Annotated in this window: 16 protein-coding genes; 11 read left to right on the top strand and 5 right to left on the bottom strand. The window is 63.6% G+C overall.

Annotated elements, in window-relative coordinates; genetic code table 11:
- Nucleotides 1-194: 194 nt before the first annotated feature.
- The 4 genes from cobJ to cobG are packed head-to-tail and all read right to left on the bottom strand — an operon-like array spanning nt 195 to nt 4,528.
- On the bottom strand, nt 195-1,832 hold the full coding sequence (gene cobJ, locus ATI14_RS10225) for a precorrin-3B C(17)-methyltransferase (protein WP_016972525.1): 1,638 nt from the start codon (nt 1,830-1,832) through the stop codon (nt 195-197).
- Nucleotides 1,832-2,563 (bottom strand): precorrin-2 C(20)-methyltransferase, encoded by a 732-nt coding sequence (locus ATI14_RS10220; RefSeq protein ID WP_016972526.1) that lies wholly within the window; start codon nt 2,561-2,563, stop codon nt 1,832-1,834. Before ATI14_RS10220 ends, cobJ begins: the two co-directional genes overlap by 1 nt.
- Nucleotides 2,563-3,189, bottom strand: a complete 627-nt coding sequence (locus ATI14_RS10215; protein ID WP_016972527.1) for a precorrin-8X methylmutase — start codon at nt 3,187-3,189, stop codon at nt 2,563-2,565. Before ATI14_RS10215 ends, ATI14_RS10220 begins: the two co-directional genes overlap by 1 nt.
- Nucleotides 3,182-4,528, bottom strand: coding sequence for a precorrin-3B synthase (gene cobG, locus ATI14_RS10210; RefSeq protein WP_016972528.1), 1,347 nt, complete (start codon nt 4,526-4,528; stop codon nt 3,182-3,184). Before cobG ends, ATI14_RS10215 begins: the two co-directional genes overlap by 8 nt.
- A gap of 38 nt (nt 4,529-4,566) precedes the next feature.
- Between cobG and ATI14_RS10205 the strand changes: the two genes are divergently transcribed.
- Nucleotides 4,567-5,772: a bifunctional cobalt-precorrin-7 (C(5))-methyltransferase/cobalt-precorrin-6B (C(15))-methyltransferase gene (locus ATI14_RS10205; protein WP_016972529.1), complete on the top strand. Its 1,206-nt coding sequence runs from the start codon at nt 4,567-4,569 to the stop codon at nt 5,770-5,772.
- Complete coding sequence (locus ATI14_RS10200; RefSeq protein ID WP_016972530.1) at nt 5,769-6,545, top strand: cobalt-precorrin-6A reductase; 777 nt, start codon at nt 5,769-5,771, stop codon at nt 6,543-6,545. The genes ATI14_RS10205 and ATI14_RS10200 overlap by 4 nt, the downstream gene beginning before the upstream one ends.
- Nucleotides 6,546-6,592: 47 nt before the next feature.
- Here the strand turns inward: ATI14_RS10200 and ATI14_RS10195 are convergent, their stop codons facing one another.
- Nucleotides 6,593-6,829 (bottom strand): DUF6124 family protein, encoded by a 237-nt coding sequence (locus tag ATI14_RS10195; protein ID WP_080520627.1) that lies wholly within the window; start codon nt 6,827-6,829, stop codon nt 6,593-6,595.
- Between the two features lie 491 nt (nt 6,830-7,320).
- Here ATI14_RS10195 and ATI14_RS10190 point away from each other — a divergent pair, with 491 nt between their 5' ends.
- The 9 genes from ATI14_RS10190 (at nt 7,321) to ATI14_RS10150 (ending at nt 17,451) form a co-directional block, all read left to right on the top strand.
- Nucleotides 7,321-7,716: a DUF2946 domain-containing protein gene (locus ATI14_RS10190; RefSeq protein ID WP_016972532.1), complete on the top strand. Its 396-nt coding sequence runs from the start codon at nt 7,321-7,323 to the stop codon at nt 7,714-7,716.
- 46 nt (nt 7,717-7,762) lie between these two features.
- Entirely contained in the window at nt 7,763-8,245 is a 483-nt protein-coding gene (locus ATI14_RS10185) for a copper chaperone PCu(A)C (protein WP_016972533.1), read from the top strand.
- Nucleotides 8,246-8,255: 10 nt separating this feature from the next.
- A complete protein-coding gene (locus ATI14_RS10180; protein ID WP_016972534.1) occupies nt 8,256-8,657 on the top strand; it encodes a DUF2946 domain-containing protein in 402 nt (133 codons plus the stop codon).
- 93 nt (nt 8,658-8,750) lie between these two features.
- A complete protein-coding gene (locus ATI14_RS10175) occupies nt 8,751-10,811 on the top strand; it encodes a TonB-dependent copper receptor (RefSeq protein WP_080520628.1) in 2,061 nt (686 codons plus the stop codon).
- A 122-nt stretch (nt 10,812-10,933) separates the two neighbouring features.
- A complete protein-coding gene (locus tag ATI14_RS10170; protein ID WP_016972536.1) occupies nt 10,934-12,316 on the top strand; it encodes a PepSY-associated TM helix domain-containing protein in 1,383 nt (460 codons plus the stop codon).
- A 149-nt stretch (nt 12,317-12,465) separates the two neighbouring features.
- Nucleotides 12,466-14,574: a TonB-dependent receptor gene (locus ATI14_RS10165; RefSeq protein WP_016972537.1), complete on the top strand. Its 2,109-nt coding sequence runs from the start codon at nt 12,466-12,468 to the stop codon at nt 14,572-14,574.
- 137 nt (nt 14,575-14,711) lie between these two features.
- A complete protein-coding gene (locus tag ATI14_RS10160; protein WP_016972538.1) occupies nt 14,712-15,500 on the top strand; it encodes an ABC transporter ATP-binding protein in 789 nt (262 codons plus the stop codon).
- On the top strand, nt 15,497-16,444 hold the full coding sequence (locus ATI14_RS10155) for an ABC transporter substrate-binding protein (protein WP_080520629.1): 948 nt from the start codon (nt 15,497-15,499) through the stop codon (nt 16,442-16,444). The genes ATI14_RS10160 and ATI14_RS10155 overlap by 4 nt, the downstream gene beginning before the upstream one ends.
- Nucleotides 16,441-17,451, top strand: coding sequence for a FecCD family ABC transporter permease (locus ATI14_RS10150; protein ID WP_016972540.1), 1,011 nt, complete (start codon nt 16,441-16,443; stop codon nt 17,449-17,451). Before ATI14_RS10155 ends, ATI14_RS10150 begins: the two co-directional genes overlap by 4 nt.
- The last annotated feature ends 1 nt before the right edge of the window (nt 17,452 follow it).

The raw sequence follows: 17,452 nt of genomic DNA, 5'->3' as shown, positions 1-17,452 counted from the left end.
CTAGTCCAGGCAAAGAAGCGCTTTCCAGACGACAAACATCGCTTGGTCACAGCGTCGAAAAAGCGCTGCCCAGCCAGGCCGGGACTCGCGCAGCCGCTTTCCACGATTCATCGGCAAAAAAAGAAAAAGCCCCGAGTCATGACCGGTTTTCACCCGGCATCACTCGGAGCTTTCTTTCGCCTGACAGGCCGTTTTCAGGAGACGGGCTTTTCGCCATACCAGCGCGGTGTATACACCCACTCACCCCCACCGGCACGCGGGAATGTGCAGGTGGTGGACGAGCCGATCAGCACCATGGTGCGCATGTCCACCTGTTCCGGAGTCAGTTGCCCCAGTGTCGTGACGCGCAGGGTCTGGCCGGGGCGGCCGATGTCACGGCCCAATACCACCGGCGTATCAGCGGTGCGATGCAACGCGACAATTTCCAGTGCACGCCCCAATTGCCAGGGCCGTGAACGCGAGATCGGGTTGTAGAACGCCAGCGCCAGATCAGCCTGTGAAGCCAGGTCCAGACGCTTTTCGATGATCGACCAGGGCTTGAGGTTGTCCGACAGCGACATCACGCAGAAGTCATGGCCCAACGGCGCCCCCGCCTGTGCCGCCGTGGCCAGCGAAGCCGACACACCCGGCAAAATTTCCAGGTCGACCTGATGCCAGGCCGGGTCGCCCGACTCATGCAACGCCTCGATCACCGCCGCGGCCATGGCGAACACCCCCGGATCACCGGACGACACCACCACCACCGAGCGACCTTGCGCAGCCAGTTCGAAGGCGTGCCGGGCGCGCTGCATTTCTTCACGGTTATCGGTGCAGTGTTGAACCTGGTCGTCACGGAACGGCCCGGCCATACGCACATAGGTCTCGTAGCCAAGCACATCGGTGCAGCGCGCCAGTTCCGCCTTCACCGCCGGCACCATCAACTCGGCAGCGCCGGGGCCCAGGCCGATCACGGCAAGGCGGCCGCGAATACGGCCGACTTGCGCCAGGTCCAGCGGTTGCTCGGCGACGCTGATTACGATATCCGCATCCTGCGCCACCTGTGCAAAGCGCAGCGGCACACCCAGCTCCAGTGCCGCGGCGTGCAGCGACGCCTCGGCCATCTGCCCATCGCTGGCCAGCAGGCACGCCAGGGATTGCAGGGCGATGCCCGCTTGCTGCAACGCCGCTCGCACACGCTCGGCCAGTTGCTCACCCGGCTTGCAGGTGACGCACACGTTCTTCGGGTAAATCAGCAGTTCATTGGCGGCCGGTTCCCGGGCGTCACTGCCGATATGAATCGCCAGGCGCGCTTGCTGGTCCTGCGGCAGATTGGCCTGGTCCAGCCACGGCGCGGCGCCTTCGATACGCACGCTTTCACCGGCCAGCAGGTCCGAGACAAAACGCTTGCCCAGTTCCAGGTCCGCCAGCGCATAGCCCTTGGGCGGGTTGAGCAGGCAGGTGCCGAAACGCAGCTCGCCACTGGTGGTGATCGCTGCAGCCACATCCAGCGCGGTGGCAATCTCGCGCGCCATCACATTCACGCCACCCAGCCCACCGAGCAACGGCACCACCGCGCTGCCGTCTTCGGCAACGGCCAGCACGGCGGGCTCCTCGCCCTTCTCCAGCAGCAACGGCGCCAGCGTGCGGATCACGATGCCCGCCGCGCACAGCGCAATCAGCGGCGTGCCTTGTTGATACAGCTCGCGCAGGGTCGCTCCGAATTCGCTGTAGGACTGGTCGGCACCATCAACCCGCCCGGCCAAGCCGTGAATCAGGGAGCCCGGGTAGACCTGCTGGATCTTGCGCGCAGTGGCCAGGCTGCCCTGGCCCAGAATAACGATCGCTGGCTTCATCACCCCTGCCACCGTTCGCCGGGCACGATGATCAGCGAGAAGTACGGCGACGAAGCCGGGTCCACCTGATCCAGCGGCACGATCTTCTGGTTGGCCATGGTCGCGCGCTCCACATACAACGCACGCCCGGCCAGGCCGAGTTCTTCCAGCACCTGGCGCACTTTCGGGAAATTGCGACCGAGCTTCATGATCACCGCCGCATCGGCGTCCGCCAGGCGGCGCTTGAGGTCGTCATGGGGCAGCACACCGGAGAGTACCGACAAGCTCTGATTGCGATACACCAAAGGCGCGCCGAGTACCGAGGCGCCGCCCAACATCGAGCACACGCCGGGAATCACTTGCGCTTCGTAGCGCTCGGCCAGGCGATCATGCAGGTACATGTAGGAGCCGTAGAAAAACGGGTCGCCCTCGCAGATCACCGCCACATCGCGCCCGGCATCCAGATGCGCGGCCACTTCCAGGCTGGCGGCATCGTAGAAATCACTGATTACCTGTTCGTAGGACATCGGTGCCGGCAGCACTTCGGTGGTCACCGGGTACACCAGCGGCATCAAGGTTTGCTGTGGCACCAAATGATCTTCGATGATGCCGAAGGCGTTGCCTTTCTTGCCCTTGGCCACGAAGTACGCCACCACCGGCGACTCACGCAGCAGGCGCAGCGCCTTGAGGGTGATCAGTTCCGGGTCGCCGGGGCCGACGCCCAGGCCGATCAAACGTCCGCGTGCCTGCATTATTCGACCTCCGTGGCCAAGGCGTTGACGGCTGCGGCGGCCATGGCACTGCCGCCCAGGCGCCCTTGCATGATCACAAACGGCACGCCACGGCTGTCCGCCGCCAGCATCGCCTTGGACTCGGCGGCGCCGACGAAGCCCACCGGGAAGCCGAGGATCAACGCCGGTTTGGGCGCGCCTGCATCGAGCATTTCCAGCAGGTAGAACAAGGCGGTCGGCGCGTTGCCGATCACCACCACGCTGCCTTCCAGGTGCGGGCGCCACAGCTCCAGTGCGGCGGCGGAGCGGGTGTTGCCCAATTCGCGCGCCAGCTCCGGCACGCTGTCGTCGCGCAGGGTGCAGATCACTGCATTGTTGGCCGGCAGGCGCGCGCGGGTCACGCCTTCGGAGACCATCCGCGCATCACATAGAATCGGCGCGCCGGCGGCCAGCGCGTCGCGCCCGGCCTTGCCCGCGCCTTCGGAAAACTGCAGGCCGTCGATGGCCTCGACCATGCCGCAGGCATGAATCACGCGCACCGCGAGTTTTTCCAGGTCGGCCGGGATGCGGTCGAGTTTGGCTTCCGCGCGAATAATGGCGAAGGAGTTGCGATAGATCTCCTGACCGTCGCGGATGTAATCAATCATCGGTGTTGCTCCGTGGGTGGGCGCGCAACAGGGCGCCCGCCGCTTCAATGGAAAGGGTGCGCGCGTGCAGCCGGCCGAAACCCGGGTGGGCTGCATCGCGAAAATAGAGGTCGTAGTGGCCGGGGCTGACGGCCAGCAAGGTGACCGGCGCGGTGTGCGCAGCGGCGCAGGAGCGTGGGCAGCCGGACAGGTGCACATCGTGCTGCGGTTGCAACGCGGCCAGCCGTATGGCGTCGGCCTTGGTGTCGGCCAGGCCTTTGGCGCAACCGCTGGAGCCGGTACAGGCGACCATGCGCGCCAGGGGTTGGTCGATCGAGCAGAGAAAGCCCAGCGTCTCCAAGCCTTGAGTGACGGCTTCAGGATGTTTAACGCCAGGCAGCAACACGCCCTGCCAGGGCGTGAAACGCAGGGTGCCGTCGCCGAACTCGCTGGCCAACTGTGCAACGCCGTTGAGCATGCTCGAATCCAGACGGCCCAAGGGCGCGACCGCGGCAACGTAGAATTGTTTTTTTTGCAGCTGTGGATAAGTGCCGAGGTGCAACAGGGCGCCACTGGCCGGGCGTTTGAAGCCATCTGCCGGCAGCAACGGCAGGCGCAGATGGCTCAATAACTTATCCACAGCCAGATGGCGCATGCGGATTTGCTCGGGGGTGGCGAGGTCGAGAAACGCTTCCAGCACAGCCACCACCAGCGCATGCCCCTGTTCCAGCGGCACGGCGGCCAGCGGCGCATCCAGCCCCGGGCAACCGGCCAGGCCGAACGCCAGCAAGGTTTCGCCCTTGCGCTCAAACGCCGACAACCACAGGTCATGGTGATGCTCCAACATCGCCAGGGCCTCGCCGCCATCGAGTTGCACGGCGAACTTGGCCGACAGCTCATGGAAACGCGGGTGATTTTGCAGGGTCGCGAGGATTTGGGCCGCCAGCGGGCGGGTGTCGAACAGCATCTGCGGGTCGATGCCGGCGCCGGGGCTGAGCATCAGGTTGCGCACGTCGTCGCCAGCCGCATGGCTGGGGCCGAGGTCCGCAGCCAGGAGCGTCGCGATCAGGGCGTCCTGTTCAGCGCCGATGCCGCGAATCTGCAGGTTGGCGCGGTTGGTCGCCTCGATCACCCCGCCCGCATGGGCTCGGGCTGCGTCGGCCACCGCGTGAGCCTGCTTTGCGGTGATGGAACCGCCGGCCAATTTGATCCGGCAAATGCCGCCATCCAGCGCCTGGACAATACGCAGCAACCCCGGGCAAGCCGAGGGGCGCAAGGTGTTCGGGGCGGGCGTTCGGTTCACGGGGCTACCGGTTGACGGGTAAAGGCGCGGTATTATGCCTGCTTTGTCCGACGGCATGAAAAGCCTGCCCGTCGGATGTCGTTCAAGGAATTCTTATGTCGCCCTGGCTGACGGTTGTAGGCATCGGTGAAGACGGCTTCAAGGGGCTGGGCAGGAATGCCCGGCATGCCCTGTTGCGCGCCACGCGGATTATAGGTGCTCAGCGCCAGTTGGACCTGCTGCCGGTGTGTATTCGCGGCGAACGCCAGCTGTGGCCGAGCCCGTTTTCGCTGGATCCGGTGCTGGCCAGGCGTGGCGAACCGGTGTGCGTACTGGCCAGCGGCGATCCAATGTTCTATGGCGTGGGCGCCAGCCTGGCGCGGCAAGTGACGGCGGATGAGTTGCTGATTTTGCCGGCGCCGTCGTCCGTGTCGCTGGCGGCGGCGCGGCTGGGTTGGCCGTTGCAGGACGTGGTGACCTTGTCTGTGGTGGCTCGGCCAATGGCGGCGCTGAATGCGCATCTGGCCAGCGGCGTGCGGTTGTTGGTGTTGAGCAATGACGGCGGCAGCCCGGCGTTGATTGCCGCTTTACTGACTGAATCCGGTTTCGGGCCGAGCCGGCTGAGTGTGTTTGAGCACTTGGGCGGCACAGATGAGCGGCGCATCGAGGGTGTGGCGAGTGATTGGCAACAGGCTTGCGTCGCCGATTTGAATCTGGTCGCCATCGATTGCGTGGCCTCCAGCGAAACACCGCGCCTGTCGCGCCTGGCAGGCCTGCCGGATTCAGCCTTCAAACACGACGGCCAATTGACCAAACGCGACGTACGCGCCATGACCCTCGCCCGCCTCGCGCCTGTGCCCGGTGAGTTGCTCTGGGATGTGGGCGCGGGCAGCGGTTCCATCGGGATTGAGTGGATGCGCACCCATCCGAGTTGTCGCGCGTTGGCGATTGAAGCCGATGAAGGCCGCCAAGGGTTGATCGAACATAACCGCGATGCCCTGGGTGTACCCGGCCTGCAACTGATCCGCGGCAAGGCGCCTCAGGCGCTGGACGGCCTGGAAGCCCCGGACGCGATCTTCATCGGCGGCGGCGTAACGCGCGAAGGCGTGCTCGATAAGTGCTGGCAACAGCTGCGGCCCGGTGGCCGCTTGGTCGCCAATGCCGTGACCCTGCAAAGCGAGATGACCTTGATGAACTGGCGCGCCCGGCATGGCGGCGAACTGACGCGCATCCATGTCGCCCAGGCCCAGCCGTTGGGCGAATTCGACACCTGGCGCCAGGCATTGCCGATCACCTTGCTGGACGTGGTCAAGCCGTTATGACGCGCATTCTGTTGCTGGGCGGTGTGACCGAGGCGCTGGCGATTGCTCGCACGCTCGGCCCGGAACATATCTACAGCCTGGCGGGCGTCGGGCGGGTGCCGACTGACCTGAACTGCCAGGTGCGCGTCGGCGGTTATGGCGGGGCTGAGGGGCTGGCGCAGTTTGTTCGGGACGAAGGGATTGGCCTGGTTCTCGATGCGACCCATCCCTATGCGGCGCAGATCAGCCGCAATGCCGCCGAGGCTGCGCGTGTTTGTGGCGTGCCGTGCTGGGCGCTGCGGCGTCCGGCGTGGCAGCCACAGGCGGGAGATGATTGGCGGGAAGTCGGTGATTGGGCCGAGTTGATTGAAGCGCTCAAACCCTTCAAGCGCCCGCTGTTCACGCTGGGGCGTGAGCCGTTGCAGCATCTGAATGAAATCCCGCCGGAGCAGTTCTGGACGCTGCGCGCGCTGGACGTGTATCCGGGGAATGAGCGGTGTGAAGTGATCGGCGCGCGTGGGCCGTTTTTGATCGAGGATGAACGCGCGCTGTTCGAACGGCGTGGCATCGATGTGCTGATCAGCAAGAACAGCGGCAGCACGGCAACCGAACCGAAGCTGGAAGTGGCACGGGAGCGCGGTGTGCCAGTGCTGGTGTTGAAGCGGCCCGTGCTGGCGGCTGTCGACCGAGAGTTCACCGCCGTGGCAGCGGTGCTGCAGGCAATCACTGTCTTCCCCTGTGGGAGCGGGCTTGCCCGCGATAGCAGACTGTCAGTCGCCAGAGGTGCTGACTGACCCACCGCCATCGCGGGCAAGCCCGCTCCCACATTGGGTTTGTATAGCTAGGCCTGCCCAGTGCCTTCCTGCACACGATCAGCCAGCAACTGCGCCAACTCCATCAACTGCACAACACCCAACAACGCCTCTCGCTTGGAGCCGTCCAGATCAAATGCAAGATCGCAGCTCAGCGCATTCGCCGAGGCGAGGGTTTCGTTAAGGTTGACCAGCAGGTCTTCGGTGGTGATGCCGTCGGCCACGGTGAATAGCCGAATGGGGGGATTTGGTGTGGGTTTGATCATTGTGAAGCTCCTTGATCTAAGTGGAGCTGCCACAGATCGCCGCGATGCGATTGGGGGTGGCAGCTGTGCGCAGGTTCGCGGACCGGAGATCAAGGAAGCCGGCATACCCGAAGGTATCCCGCGCACAGCCACCATAGAGCCGCACAGTAGACGATAAAAAAGCGTCAACTGAAAGGAGGCAATGCTTGATCTGTCCGGGCCGCGACGCCCGACCGCTGAGTGTGCAGCGGTGTCCGGAGACTAGAGATCGAGTGTCCTAGGGACGCCCTTAAATCCATGTCGGAAATTTCTGGTTGCTGCTTGCACACATTCCACCAGCAACCGACAGCCTCAAGCCAACCCACAGTGTGGAGTGCAAAATTGGCAATCCGCGTTTCCCGTCTATCCTGAAACCTGTCACTGCGACACCAAACCACACCGCCCCTTTTTACTTATCCACCCCGATCAGGCTAAATACCCCCCTGATCGTTTAACCCTACGGATTGTCCGCCATGGCCCGTCAACGCTTTGCAATTGTGTGGATCGCCTGCTTTGCAGTGCTGTTCAACGCCTTTGCCATGCCGATGGCCAGTGCGATGCAGCAGTCGGACGACCCGGTCAAACAGCTGTTGTGGGGCAGTTTCTGCTCGTCCAATGGCGCCAGCCTGAAGACTATTGCCCTGGGCAAGCTGGAGATTCCGGCGCCGGCACAGGAAGACCATTCGGCCATGCAGCATTGCTGGTGCTGCTCGGGCTCGGCGCCGGTGGTGGCGTTGCCGGGGCATGCGCCGCAGTTGTATATCACCCGTTTTGATGCAGTGCTGGGCCTGACCCAGCCCGCCCTGCAAACCCCTACCCCGCGCCAGCAATGGCCGAGTCTCAACCCGCGCGCCTCTCCAACGGCCTGATTTCTTCGCAAGTGAACTGCGTTTAGAACCGTTCTGGAGAACTGCCATGCTCAAATCTTCCCTGCTTCTGGCTGCGTTACTGTTGCCGGTGTTCAGTGCTGCCAATGCCGATGACTACAAGGCCGGCGACCTGTTGGTCAGCGACCCCTGGTCCCAGGAGTTGCCGCCCAACGCGCCGACGGTGGCGGCGTATTTTGTGATTCACAACACGGGCGAAACGCCGGACCGCCTGCTCAGCGTTGAAACACCGGTGGCGGACAAGGCCGAGTTGCATGAGCACGTCATGCAAGGCGACCTGATGAAAATGCAGCAGGTGCCCAGTGTCGCCGTACCGGCCAAGGGTGATCTGACATTCGCGCCCATGGCCTATCACGTGATGCTGCTGGGCCTCAGAGACCGCAGCCTGTTGGCGGACGGCAAGCAATTTCCGCTGACCCTGACCTTCGAAAAGGCCGGCAAGGTGGAAGTAGAAGTCTCGGTGCAGAAGGCGCCCCCCATGGCCACCCACGAGCATAAGCACGCCAGGTAAGCCAACCTCGATGGGCGCCCCTCGCGCCAGGTTTTCTCCACACGCCCGCGTAAGACGCGGCCGTTGGATCAGCCTGTTCGCCATGCTGATGATCTTTATCGGTCCGCTGATTTCCCAAGCGATGCCGATGAACCATCACGCCGGTATGTCGATGAGCATGTCCATGGACATGCCGATGGACCACGGCGATTCCCATCACCCCAAAGCCCCCGACGAACACCACGCCCTCTGGTCCAAGTGCGGCTATTGCGACCTGCTCTATAGCTGCCCGGCCCTGCCCGGTGGCATTTCAACCTTCACCCTCGGCACACTGCCACCCGCTAACGCCCTTACCGCCGCCACCCGCCTGGGCCACGCGCGGCAAAGCATCTTCCCCGGCGCCCGCAGCCGCGCACCGCCCGTCAACGCGTAAGCCCTTCACCGCGTTACTTCACCCCGGCCGACTTTAGACAGACAGCCGCAGGCTGCTGGCCGTGTTGTTTACGATTGATTGATGGAATTTGTCATGTCCAGGTTTTCTGCTGACACCCGTTTGGGAAGCACTCGCGTGGTCGCCGTTCTGTGCGGCGCCCTCTTGGTTCCACTCGCCCACGCCGACGAGCACGAACTGAGCCCCACAGTCATCACCGCGATCGCCCCCAGCTCGCCGCTGACCGTAGTCACCAACCCGAAAGACCCACGCCAGCCGGTGCCCGCCAGCGACGGCGGCGACTACCTCAAGACCATCCCCGGCTTCGCCTTGGTGCGTAACGGTGGCACCAACGGCGACCCGGTGTTGCGCGGCATGTTCGGCTCGCGCCTGAATATCCTCACCAACGGCAGCATGATGCTCGGCGCCTGCCCGGGCCGCATGGATGCACCCACCTCGTACATTTCCCCGGAAACCTACGACAAGCTCACCGTGATCAAGGGCCCGCAAACCGTGCTCTGGGGCCCGGGCGCCTCCGCCGGCACCATCCTGTTCGAACGTGAGCCCGAGCAGTTCGGCGAATTGGGCACACGCCTGAATGCCAGCGTTTTGGCCGGCTCCAACGGGCGTTTTGACAAAGTGGTCGATGCCGCTGCGGGCGGGCCTTTGGGCTACGTGCGGGTGATCGGCAACCAGGCCCACGCCGATGATTACAAGGACGGCAACAACGACACCGTGGCCTCACGCTACGACAAATGGAACGGCGACGTGGCCGTGGGTTTCACCCCCGACGCCGACACGCTGCTCGAACTCACCGCCGGCCGTGGCGATGGTGAAGCGCGCTACGCCGGGCGCGGCATGGACGGCTCGCAGTTCCTGCGCGAAAGCCTGGGGCTGCGCTTTGAAAAGTCCAACATCGGCGAGGTGCTGGACAAGGTCGAAGCCCAGGTTTACTACAACTACGCCGACCACGTGATGGACAACTACACCCTGCGCACGCCGTCCGGCACCGGCATGATGGCCGGGCCCATGGCGGCCAACGTCGACCGTCGCACCTTGGGCGCACGCATCAAGGCCACCTGGCGCTGGGCCGACGTGCAACTGATCGGCGGCCTGGATGCGCAAACCAATGAACACCGCCAGCGCAGCAGCATGGGCATCGACACTTATAAAGACTTGCCCCGGGAAAAGGACGCCAACTTTCACAACTACGGCGTGTTCGGCGAGCTGACCTGGTACGCCGCCGACCGCGACCGCCTGATCACCGGCGCACGCGTGGATCGCGCCTCGGCCAGGGATTTTCGCCAGACCACCGGCTCGGGAATGATGAGCCGCCCCAACCCGACCGCCAACGACACCCGCGCCGATACGCTGCCATCGGGCTTCGTACGCTTTGAACACGACCTGGCCGACAGCCCGACCACCGTCTACGCAGGCCTGGGCCATTCCGAACGTTTCCCGGACTACTGGGAGCTGTTCTCGCCGAACACCGGCGCCGCAGGCTCGGTGAACGCCTTCGATGGCGTGAAGCCGGAGAAAACCACCCAGTTCGACTTCGGCGCGCAATACAAAACCGCCGACCTCGAAGCCTGGACCTCGGGTTACATCGGCCGCGTGCAGGACTTCATCCTGTTCGACTACACGCCCGGCATGATGGGCACCACCTCCCAGGCCCGCAACGTCGACGCGCGCATCATGGGCGGCGAATTGGGCGCGGCGTACAAGCTGACGCACCAATGGAAAGCCGACGCCACCCTCGCCTACGCCTGGGGCAAGAACACCAGCGACGGCAAGGCCCTGCCGCAAATGCCGCCATTGGATGCGCGCTTCGGCCTCACCTACAGCGAAGACGACTGGAGCGCCGGTGCCTTGTGGCGTGTGGTTGCGGCGCAGAATCGCATTGATCAGAACAAGGGCAACGTGGTCGGCAAGGACTTCGACAAGAGTGGCGGCTTTGGCGTGTTCTCGCTGAACGCGGCGTACCGCATCAACAAACACTTCAAGGTCAGTACCGGCGTAGACAACCTGTTCGGCAAGGCATACGCCGAGCACTTGAACCTGGCCGGCAATGCCGGGTTCGGCTACCCGGCCAATGACCCGCAAGCCATCAAGGAGCCGGGGCGTACGCTCTGGACCAAGGTGGATATGAGCTTCTAAGAGCATCGCGGGCAAGCCCGCTCCCACATTTGATTTGTGAATACATTCAAAGGTGGGAGCGGGGTTGCCCGCGATGGCGGCATAACTGACAAAAAACTTTTAAAGCCTTGCGGAGCACCCTGATGACCACCCAAAAAGTTTCCTTCTACAACCTCGCCTGGCGCTGGCACTTCTACGCCGGGCTCTTCGTCGCCCCATTCATGGTGCTGCTGGCCCTGACCGGCATCATCTACCTGTTCAAACCCCAGCTCGATCCATTGATGTACGGCCACCTGCTGAAGGTCCAAACCGCCGAACACGCATTGAGCGCCGACGAGCAACTGCAACGCGCCAAAGCCGCTTACCCTCAAGGCACGATCAGCAAATACCTGCCGCCCGCCGACGCCACCAGCAGCGCACAATTCGTGATGCACAACGGCGGCCGTGAGGTGACCGTCTTCGTCGACCCGTATCGCGGCACGGTCCTCGGCGAGCAGGACTCCAAATACAACCTGCAAGCCATCGCCCGCGCGCTGCACGGTGAGCTGATGATCGGCACCGTCGGCGACCGTCTGGTGGAACTCGCCGCCGGTTGGGGCGTGATGCTGGTGGTGTCGGGCGTGTACCTGTGGTGGCCGCGCGGCAGGTCTTCGGCGGGCGTGCTGTGGCCGCGTTTCAACACCCGTGGCCGCGTGTTCTGGCGCGATCTGCACGCCGTCGCCGGCTTCTGGGGCGCAGCCTTTTTGCTGGTGATGCTGCTCAGCGGCATGACCTGGACCGGCTTCTGGGGCAAGCAATACGCCGACCTGTGGAACACCTTCCCGGCAGCGATGTGGAACAACGTGCCGCAGTCGGACCAGCAGGCACGCAGCCTCAACACCGCGAGCCAGCAGACCGTGCCCTGGGCCATGGAAAACACCCCGATGCCGATGTCCGGCGAGCATGCCGAACACATGAACCACGGCGCCACGCATGCAGGTCCGGCCGCGCCGACGGTGAGCTTGCAGCAGGTGGTGGACCTGGCAGGTGCACGCAAGGTCGAGCCCGGCTACAGCATCACTTTCCCGACCACCGCTACCGGTGTATTCACTGTTTCGGTGTTCGCCAACGACCCACGCAATGACGCCACGCTGCATGTGGACCAATACACCGGCAAGGTCCTCGCCGACGTGCGCTGGGAACACTACAACATGGTCGCACGCGCCACCGAGACCGGCGTGATGCTGCATGAAGGCAAGATGTTCGGCTGGGTCAACCAACTGATCGTGCTGCTGATTTGCCTGATGATCCTGCTCAGCGCCGTCAGCGGCGTGGTGATCTGGTGGAAGCGTCGCCCGGCGGGCGGGCTGGGTGTTCCGCCGCTGCGCCATGACCTGCCGAAATGGAAAACCGCGATGGTCATCATGCTCGGGCTGGCGATTGTTTTTCCTCTGGTGGGCGCGTCGTTGATTGTGGTGTGGGCGCTGGACCGCCTGGTGCTGTCGCGCCTGTTTGGCCAACATGAATCTGCCTCAGGTTCCGCATGAATCAGGCGAGATGCCCGTGGCAGAGGCCTTCTGTAGCCTTGCGCGACTTTCGTCGCGCAGCCAATAAGTGTTAACTTATAACACTTTCTGCGTTATCGTTGCTCGCCGCACACTGCGGCGAGCATCCCTCCAAGAAGACTGATCGACCGATGAACAAGTACCTCGCGTCTGGCCTGTGCCTGCTCGCCCTGCATAACAGCGCCCACGCCCTGACCCTGCCCGCCAGCCCCGTCACCGCCCCGGCGGTGGACGAAGAACGTATCGACCTGGACACGCCGACCACTGCCGGCTCACGCCTGAAGCTGACGGCCCGGCAAACCCCGGGCAGTGTCGAAAGCCAGACCGGCGAAAAAATCCGCGAACGCGGCGATGCCAGCGTGCAGGACGCCATCTCCCGCGCCACCGGCATCAGCCGCACCGGCACCCCGGGCGACGGTGGCACCTCGTTGCAGGCGCGCGGGTTTACCGGCCAGGGTTCGGTGATGCAGCTGTACGACGGCAACCGCATGTACATGGGCATGGGCACCTCGACCTTCCCGGTGGACACCTGGTCGGTGGAGCGCGTGGACGTACTGCGTGGCCCGGCGTCAGTGTTGTACGGCGAAGGTGCCACCGGTGCAGTGATCAACACCGTGCCGAAAAAACCCTTTACCGGCGAGATCGAAAACCACATCCGCCTGGGCTATGGCTCTTACGACCGCCAGCAGCAAGCCCTCGACAGCGGCGGTTCGCTGACCGACACCCTGAGCTACCGCCTGAACCTCAACCGCTTGCGCAGCAACGGCTTCATTGACCGTGGCGACTCGGCCAGCGACTTCGTCAGTGGCGCCCTGCGTTGGCAGGCGGCGGACAACCTGAGCTTTACCCTGGCCAGTGACTATGGCGACCAGCGCCCGCAAAATTACTTTGGCACCCCGCTGATCAACGGCCATTTGTACAACAGCCTGCGCGACAAGAACTACAACGTCAGCAACGACACCCAGCATTACAACGACCAGTGGACGCGCCTGACCAGTGAGTGGCAGATCAACGACAGCGTCAGCGCCACCAATGAGCTGTTCTACCTGAAGAACCAGCGCCGCTGGCAGAACGCCGAAAACTATAATTTCACCGGCGGCCAGCTGACCCGCAGCGGCAACTTCGGCATCAAGCACAACCAGGAACAGGTGGGCGACCGCCAGACGTTCACCTTCAAACACACCCTGTTCGGCCTCGACAGCCAGACCGTGGCCGGCGTGGAATACAACCGGATACGCTTCCGCCTGGCGAGTAACTCGCCGTTTGATGATGTACTCAGCGGCGGCCAACCCATCGACATCAACTACCCGGCCGCCACGCCGTTTACCAGCCAGGACCCGTTCAAACCGCTGTTCGCCACCACCACCAAAACCGTCGCCGGCTTCGCCGAGAACCGCCTGCAACTCACCGACCAGTTGTCGCTGGTCACCGGTATCCGCCGCGACTACGCCCATGTCGACCGCGATGACTTGCGCAACGGTAGCCAGACTGAAAAAACCCTCACCGGCAATAATTGGAAAGCCGGTCTGGTCTACGCAATCACACCGGATACCTCGGTCTACGGCCAATACTCCACCAGCACCGACGGCGTCGGTGGCCTGATTTCCCTGAGCCCGAGCCAGCAACAATTCGACCTGTCCACCGCCAAGCAAACCGAAGTCGGCATCAAGCAAGCCTTCTGGGACCAGCGCGGCGAATGGACCCTGGCCGCCTACCACATCGTCAAAAAGAAACTGCTTACCGATGTACCGGGAGACCCGGACCTCAAGCAGCAAGTCGGGCAACAATCTTCCCGTGGCCTGGAGGCCAGCCTCGACCTGCAACTGCCGCACGCCTGGCAGTTGCAAGCCAACGCCGCCATCGTTCATGCGCAGTATGACGACTTCAAGCAAGACGTAGGCGGCGTGCAAGTGTCCCGTGATGGCAATCGCCCCGTGGACGTGCCGCGCCGCACTGCGAACCTGTGGCTGAGCAAAGCCGTGACCGATGACATCCGCGCCGGCGCAGGCGTGCGTTACGTCGATTCGCGCTACGCCGACATGGCCAACACCCGCGAAGTACCGAGCTACACCGTGGTTGACGCCACCGTGTCGTGGAAAGCCATGCGCAACACCACGTTGGGCCTGCAACTGAACAACCTGTTTGACCGCACCTATGCCGTGAGCCAGTACAACGACGGGCAGCAGTGGATCCTCGGCGAGCCGCGCTCGTTCTTCGTCACGGCGGATTACACCTTCTAACTGAACACACAAACCCAATGTGGGAGCTGGCTTGCCTGCGATAGCGGTCTATCCGGCCAAGGTGTATCGCCTGACTCACTGCTATCGCAGGCAAGCCAGCTCCCGCATTTTGAACAGCGTTAAATCAGAGAGCTTTAATGACCTCACTCACCCTCACCCGCCTCACCTGGACGCCTCAGGTTCACGGCCACTGCCGCCACCAGTTCCACCTGTGTGACGCCAGCCTGCAGGTCGGCGCGGGGGAGTTTGTGGGGCTGATCGGGCCCAATGGCAGCGGCAAGACCAGCCTGTTGCGCTGTGCCTACCGGTTCACCCAGCCCGATCAGGGCGACGTATTGCTCGCCCACCAGAACGTGTGGAGACAAAGCGCCAAATGGTGCGCGCAACGCGTCGCGGTGGTGCTACAGGAGTTCCCCGATGCCTTCGGCCTGCGAGTGGACGAGGTGGTCGCCATGGGCCGCACGCCGCACAAAGGCTTGTTCGACAGCGACACGCCACACGATCAACAACTGATCCGCCAGGCGCTGGAATCCGTCGGCATGCAGGGCTTCGAAGACCATGCGTTCGCCACCCTTTCCGGCGGCGAAAAACAACGCGTGATCCTGGCGCGGGCCCTGGCCCAGCAACCGCAGTTGTTGATCCTCGACGAACCGACCAACTACCTTGACCCGCGCTACCAGCTGGAACTGCTCAGGCTGGTCAAACGCCTGAATATCGGCACCCTGGCGAGCATCCACGACCTCAACCTGGCCGCCGCGTTCTGCGACCGTCTGTACGTGATCAACCACGGGCGCATCATCGCCAGCGGCACGCCCCATGAAGTATTGACCGCTGAACTGCTGCGCGACGTTTTCGGCGTCGAGGCACTGATCGACACTCATCCCTTGTCCGGCTACCCCCGAATCACCTGGATAACCCAACCATGATCCCTCGCGCCCTTCTCGCCCTTGCCCTGTTGCTCGGCACCTCCCAAGCGTTCGCCGCAGCCACCCATTACCCGGTGACCGTCAAAAGCTGCAACCGCGACGTGACTTTTCAGGAAGCGCCGAAGCACGCGGTCAGCCACGACATCAACATGACCCAGATGATGCTCGCATTGGGCCTCAAACCGCACATGGCCGGTTACAGCGGCGTGACCGGCTGGAAATCCGTGACGCCGGAAATGGCCGAGATCCTCGACGGCCTGCCGGAGTTGGCCAGCAAGTACCCGTCGGTGGAAACCCTGCTCAACGCCAACGTGGATTTCTTCTTTGCCGGCTGGGATTACGGCATGCGCGTGGGCGGCGACCTCACGCCGGCCACCCTGCAACCGCTGGGCATCAATGTGTATGAGCTGACCGAGTCCTGCGCGTTCGTGATGAAGCGCCCGGCCGCGACGCTGGAAGACACCTATAACGACCTGCGCAACCTCGGCAAGATCTTCGACGTGCAAGACCGCGCCAACGCGCTGATCGCGCAAATGCAGGCGCAGGTGGCCGACATACAAAAAGATTTGCCCGCTGATAAACCGCGCGTATTCCTGTACGACAGTGGAGAAGACCGCGCCATGACCTCCGGCCGTTTGGGCATGCCTCAGGCGCTGATCGAGGCGGCGGTTGGACGCAATATTCTCGACGACATCGACGCCAGCTGGACCCGGGTCAATTGGGAAACCGTGGTGGAGCGCAACCCGCAGGTGATCGTGATCGTCGACTACAGCGAAATCACCGCCGAGCAAAAGGAACAATTCCTGCTCAACAACCCGGCGCTGCAAGCGGTGGACGCGATCAGAAACCAGCGGTTCATCGTGATCCCCTACGTGCAGGCCACGCCGGGCATCGATAACGTGCTGGCCGTCGAGACGCTGGCCAAGGGGTTCCACGGCGAATGATCACCCGTCGCTACGCCTTGTTGCTCGCCGCCCTCGCGGCAGTCTTGCTGGTCTCCTGCGTGATCTCCCTGGGCTTTGGCCCGGCGCGGGTGCCGGTGGACGTGGTGTGGCGCATCGTGCTGTTCAAAGCCTTTGGCCTGGGTGACGTGAGCTGGTCGGCCGGGCAGGAACATATCGTCTGGTTGATCCGCGTACCGCGCATGCTGCTGGGTGCGCTGGTGGGTGCCGGGTTGGCGTTGATCGGCGCCGTGTTGCAGGCGGTCACGCGCAACCCGCTGGCCGACCCGCACTTGCTCGGCGTGACCTCCGGCGCCACCCTCGGCGCAGTCATCGTGGTGCTGCATGTGGGTGAGATTGCGGGCCTGCTGACTTTGCCCATCGCCGCCTTCATTGGCGCGCTGCTGAGCATGCTGGTGGTGCTGGCAGTGGCCAGCCGCAATGGGCGGCTGGAGAGTGATCGCCTCTTGCTGTGCGGCGTGGCGGTGTCGTTTGTGATGATGGCGGCAGCCAATTTGTTGTTGTTCATGGGCGACCATCGCGCAGCCTCGGCGGTGATGTTCTGGATGCTCGGCGGCCTCGGCCTGGCGCGCTGGGAGCTGCTGGCGATTCCCGCCGCCACGGTCGTATTGGGCCTTGCAGTACTGACCGGCATGGCCCGGCCGTTGAACGCCTTGATGGCCGGCGAGCAGACTGCCGTGACCCTCGGCCTGAACGCCCGCACTGTGCGCTTGAAAGTATTCCTGGTCGCCTCGTTGATGACCGGCGTGCTGGTGTCCATCAGCGGCTCCATCGGCTTTGTCGGGCTGATGGTGCCGCACATTGCCCGGCGTCTTGTTGGCGCCGAGCATCGGCGCTTATTGCCGGTGTGCGCGCTGCTCGGCAGCCTGTTCCTGGTGTGGGTGGACGTGGCCGCACGCACCCTGATCGCCCCCGAGGATTTGCCGATTGGCGTGGCCACGGCGGCAATCGGCGGGTTGTTTTTTATCGGGTTGATGCGCAAGCGTTAAC

The sequence above is a fragment of the Pseudomonas tolaasii NCPPB 2192 genome (assembly GCF_002813445.1).
Lineage (GTDB): Bacteria > Pseudomonadota > Gammaproteobacteria > Pseudomonadales > Pseudomonadaceae > Aquipseudomonas > Aquipseudomonas tolaasii.
This window is presented reverse-complemented; position numbering and strand designations above follow the sequence as displayed.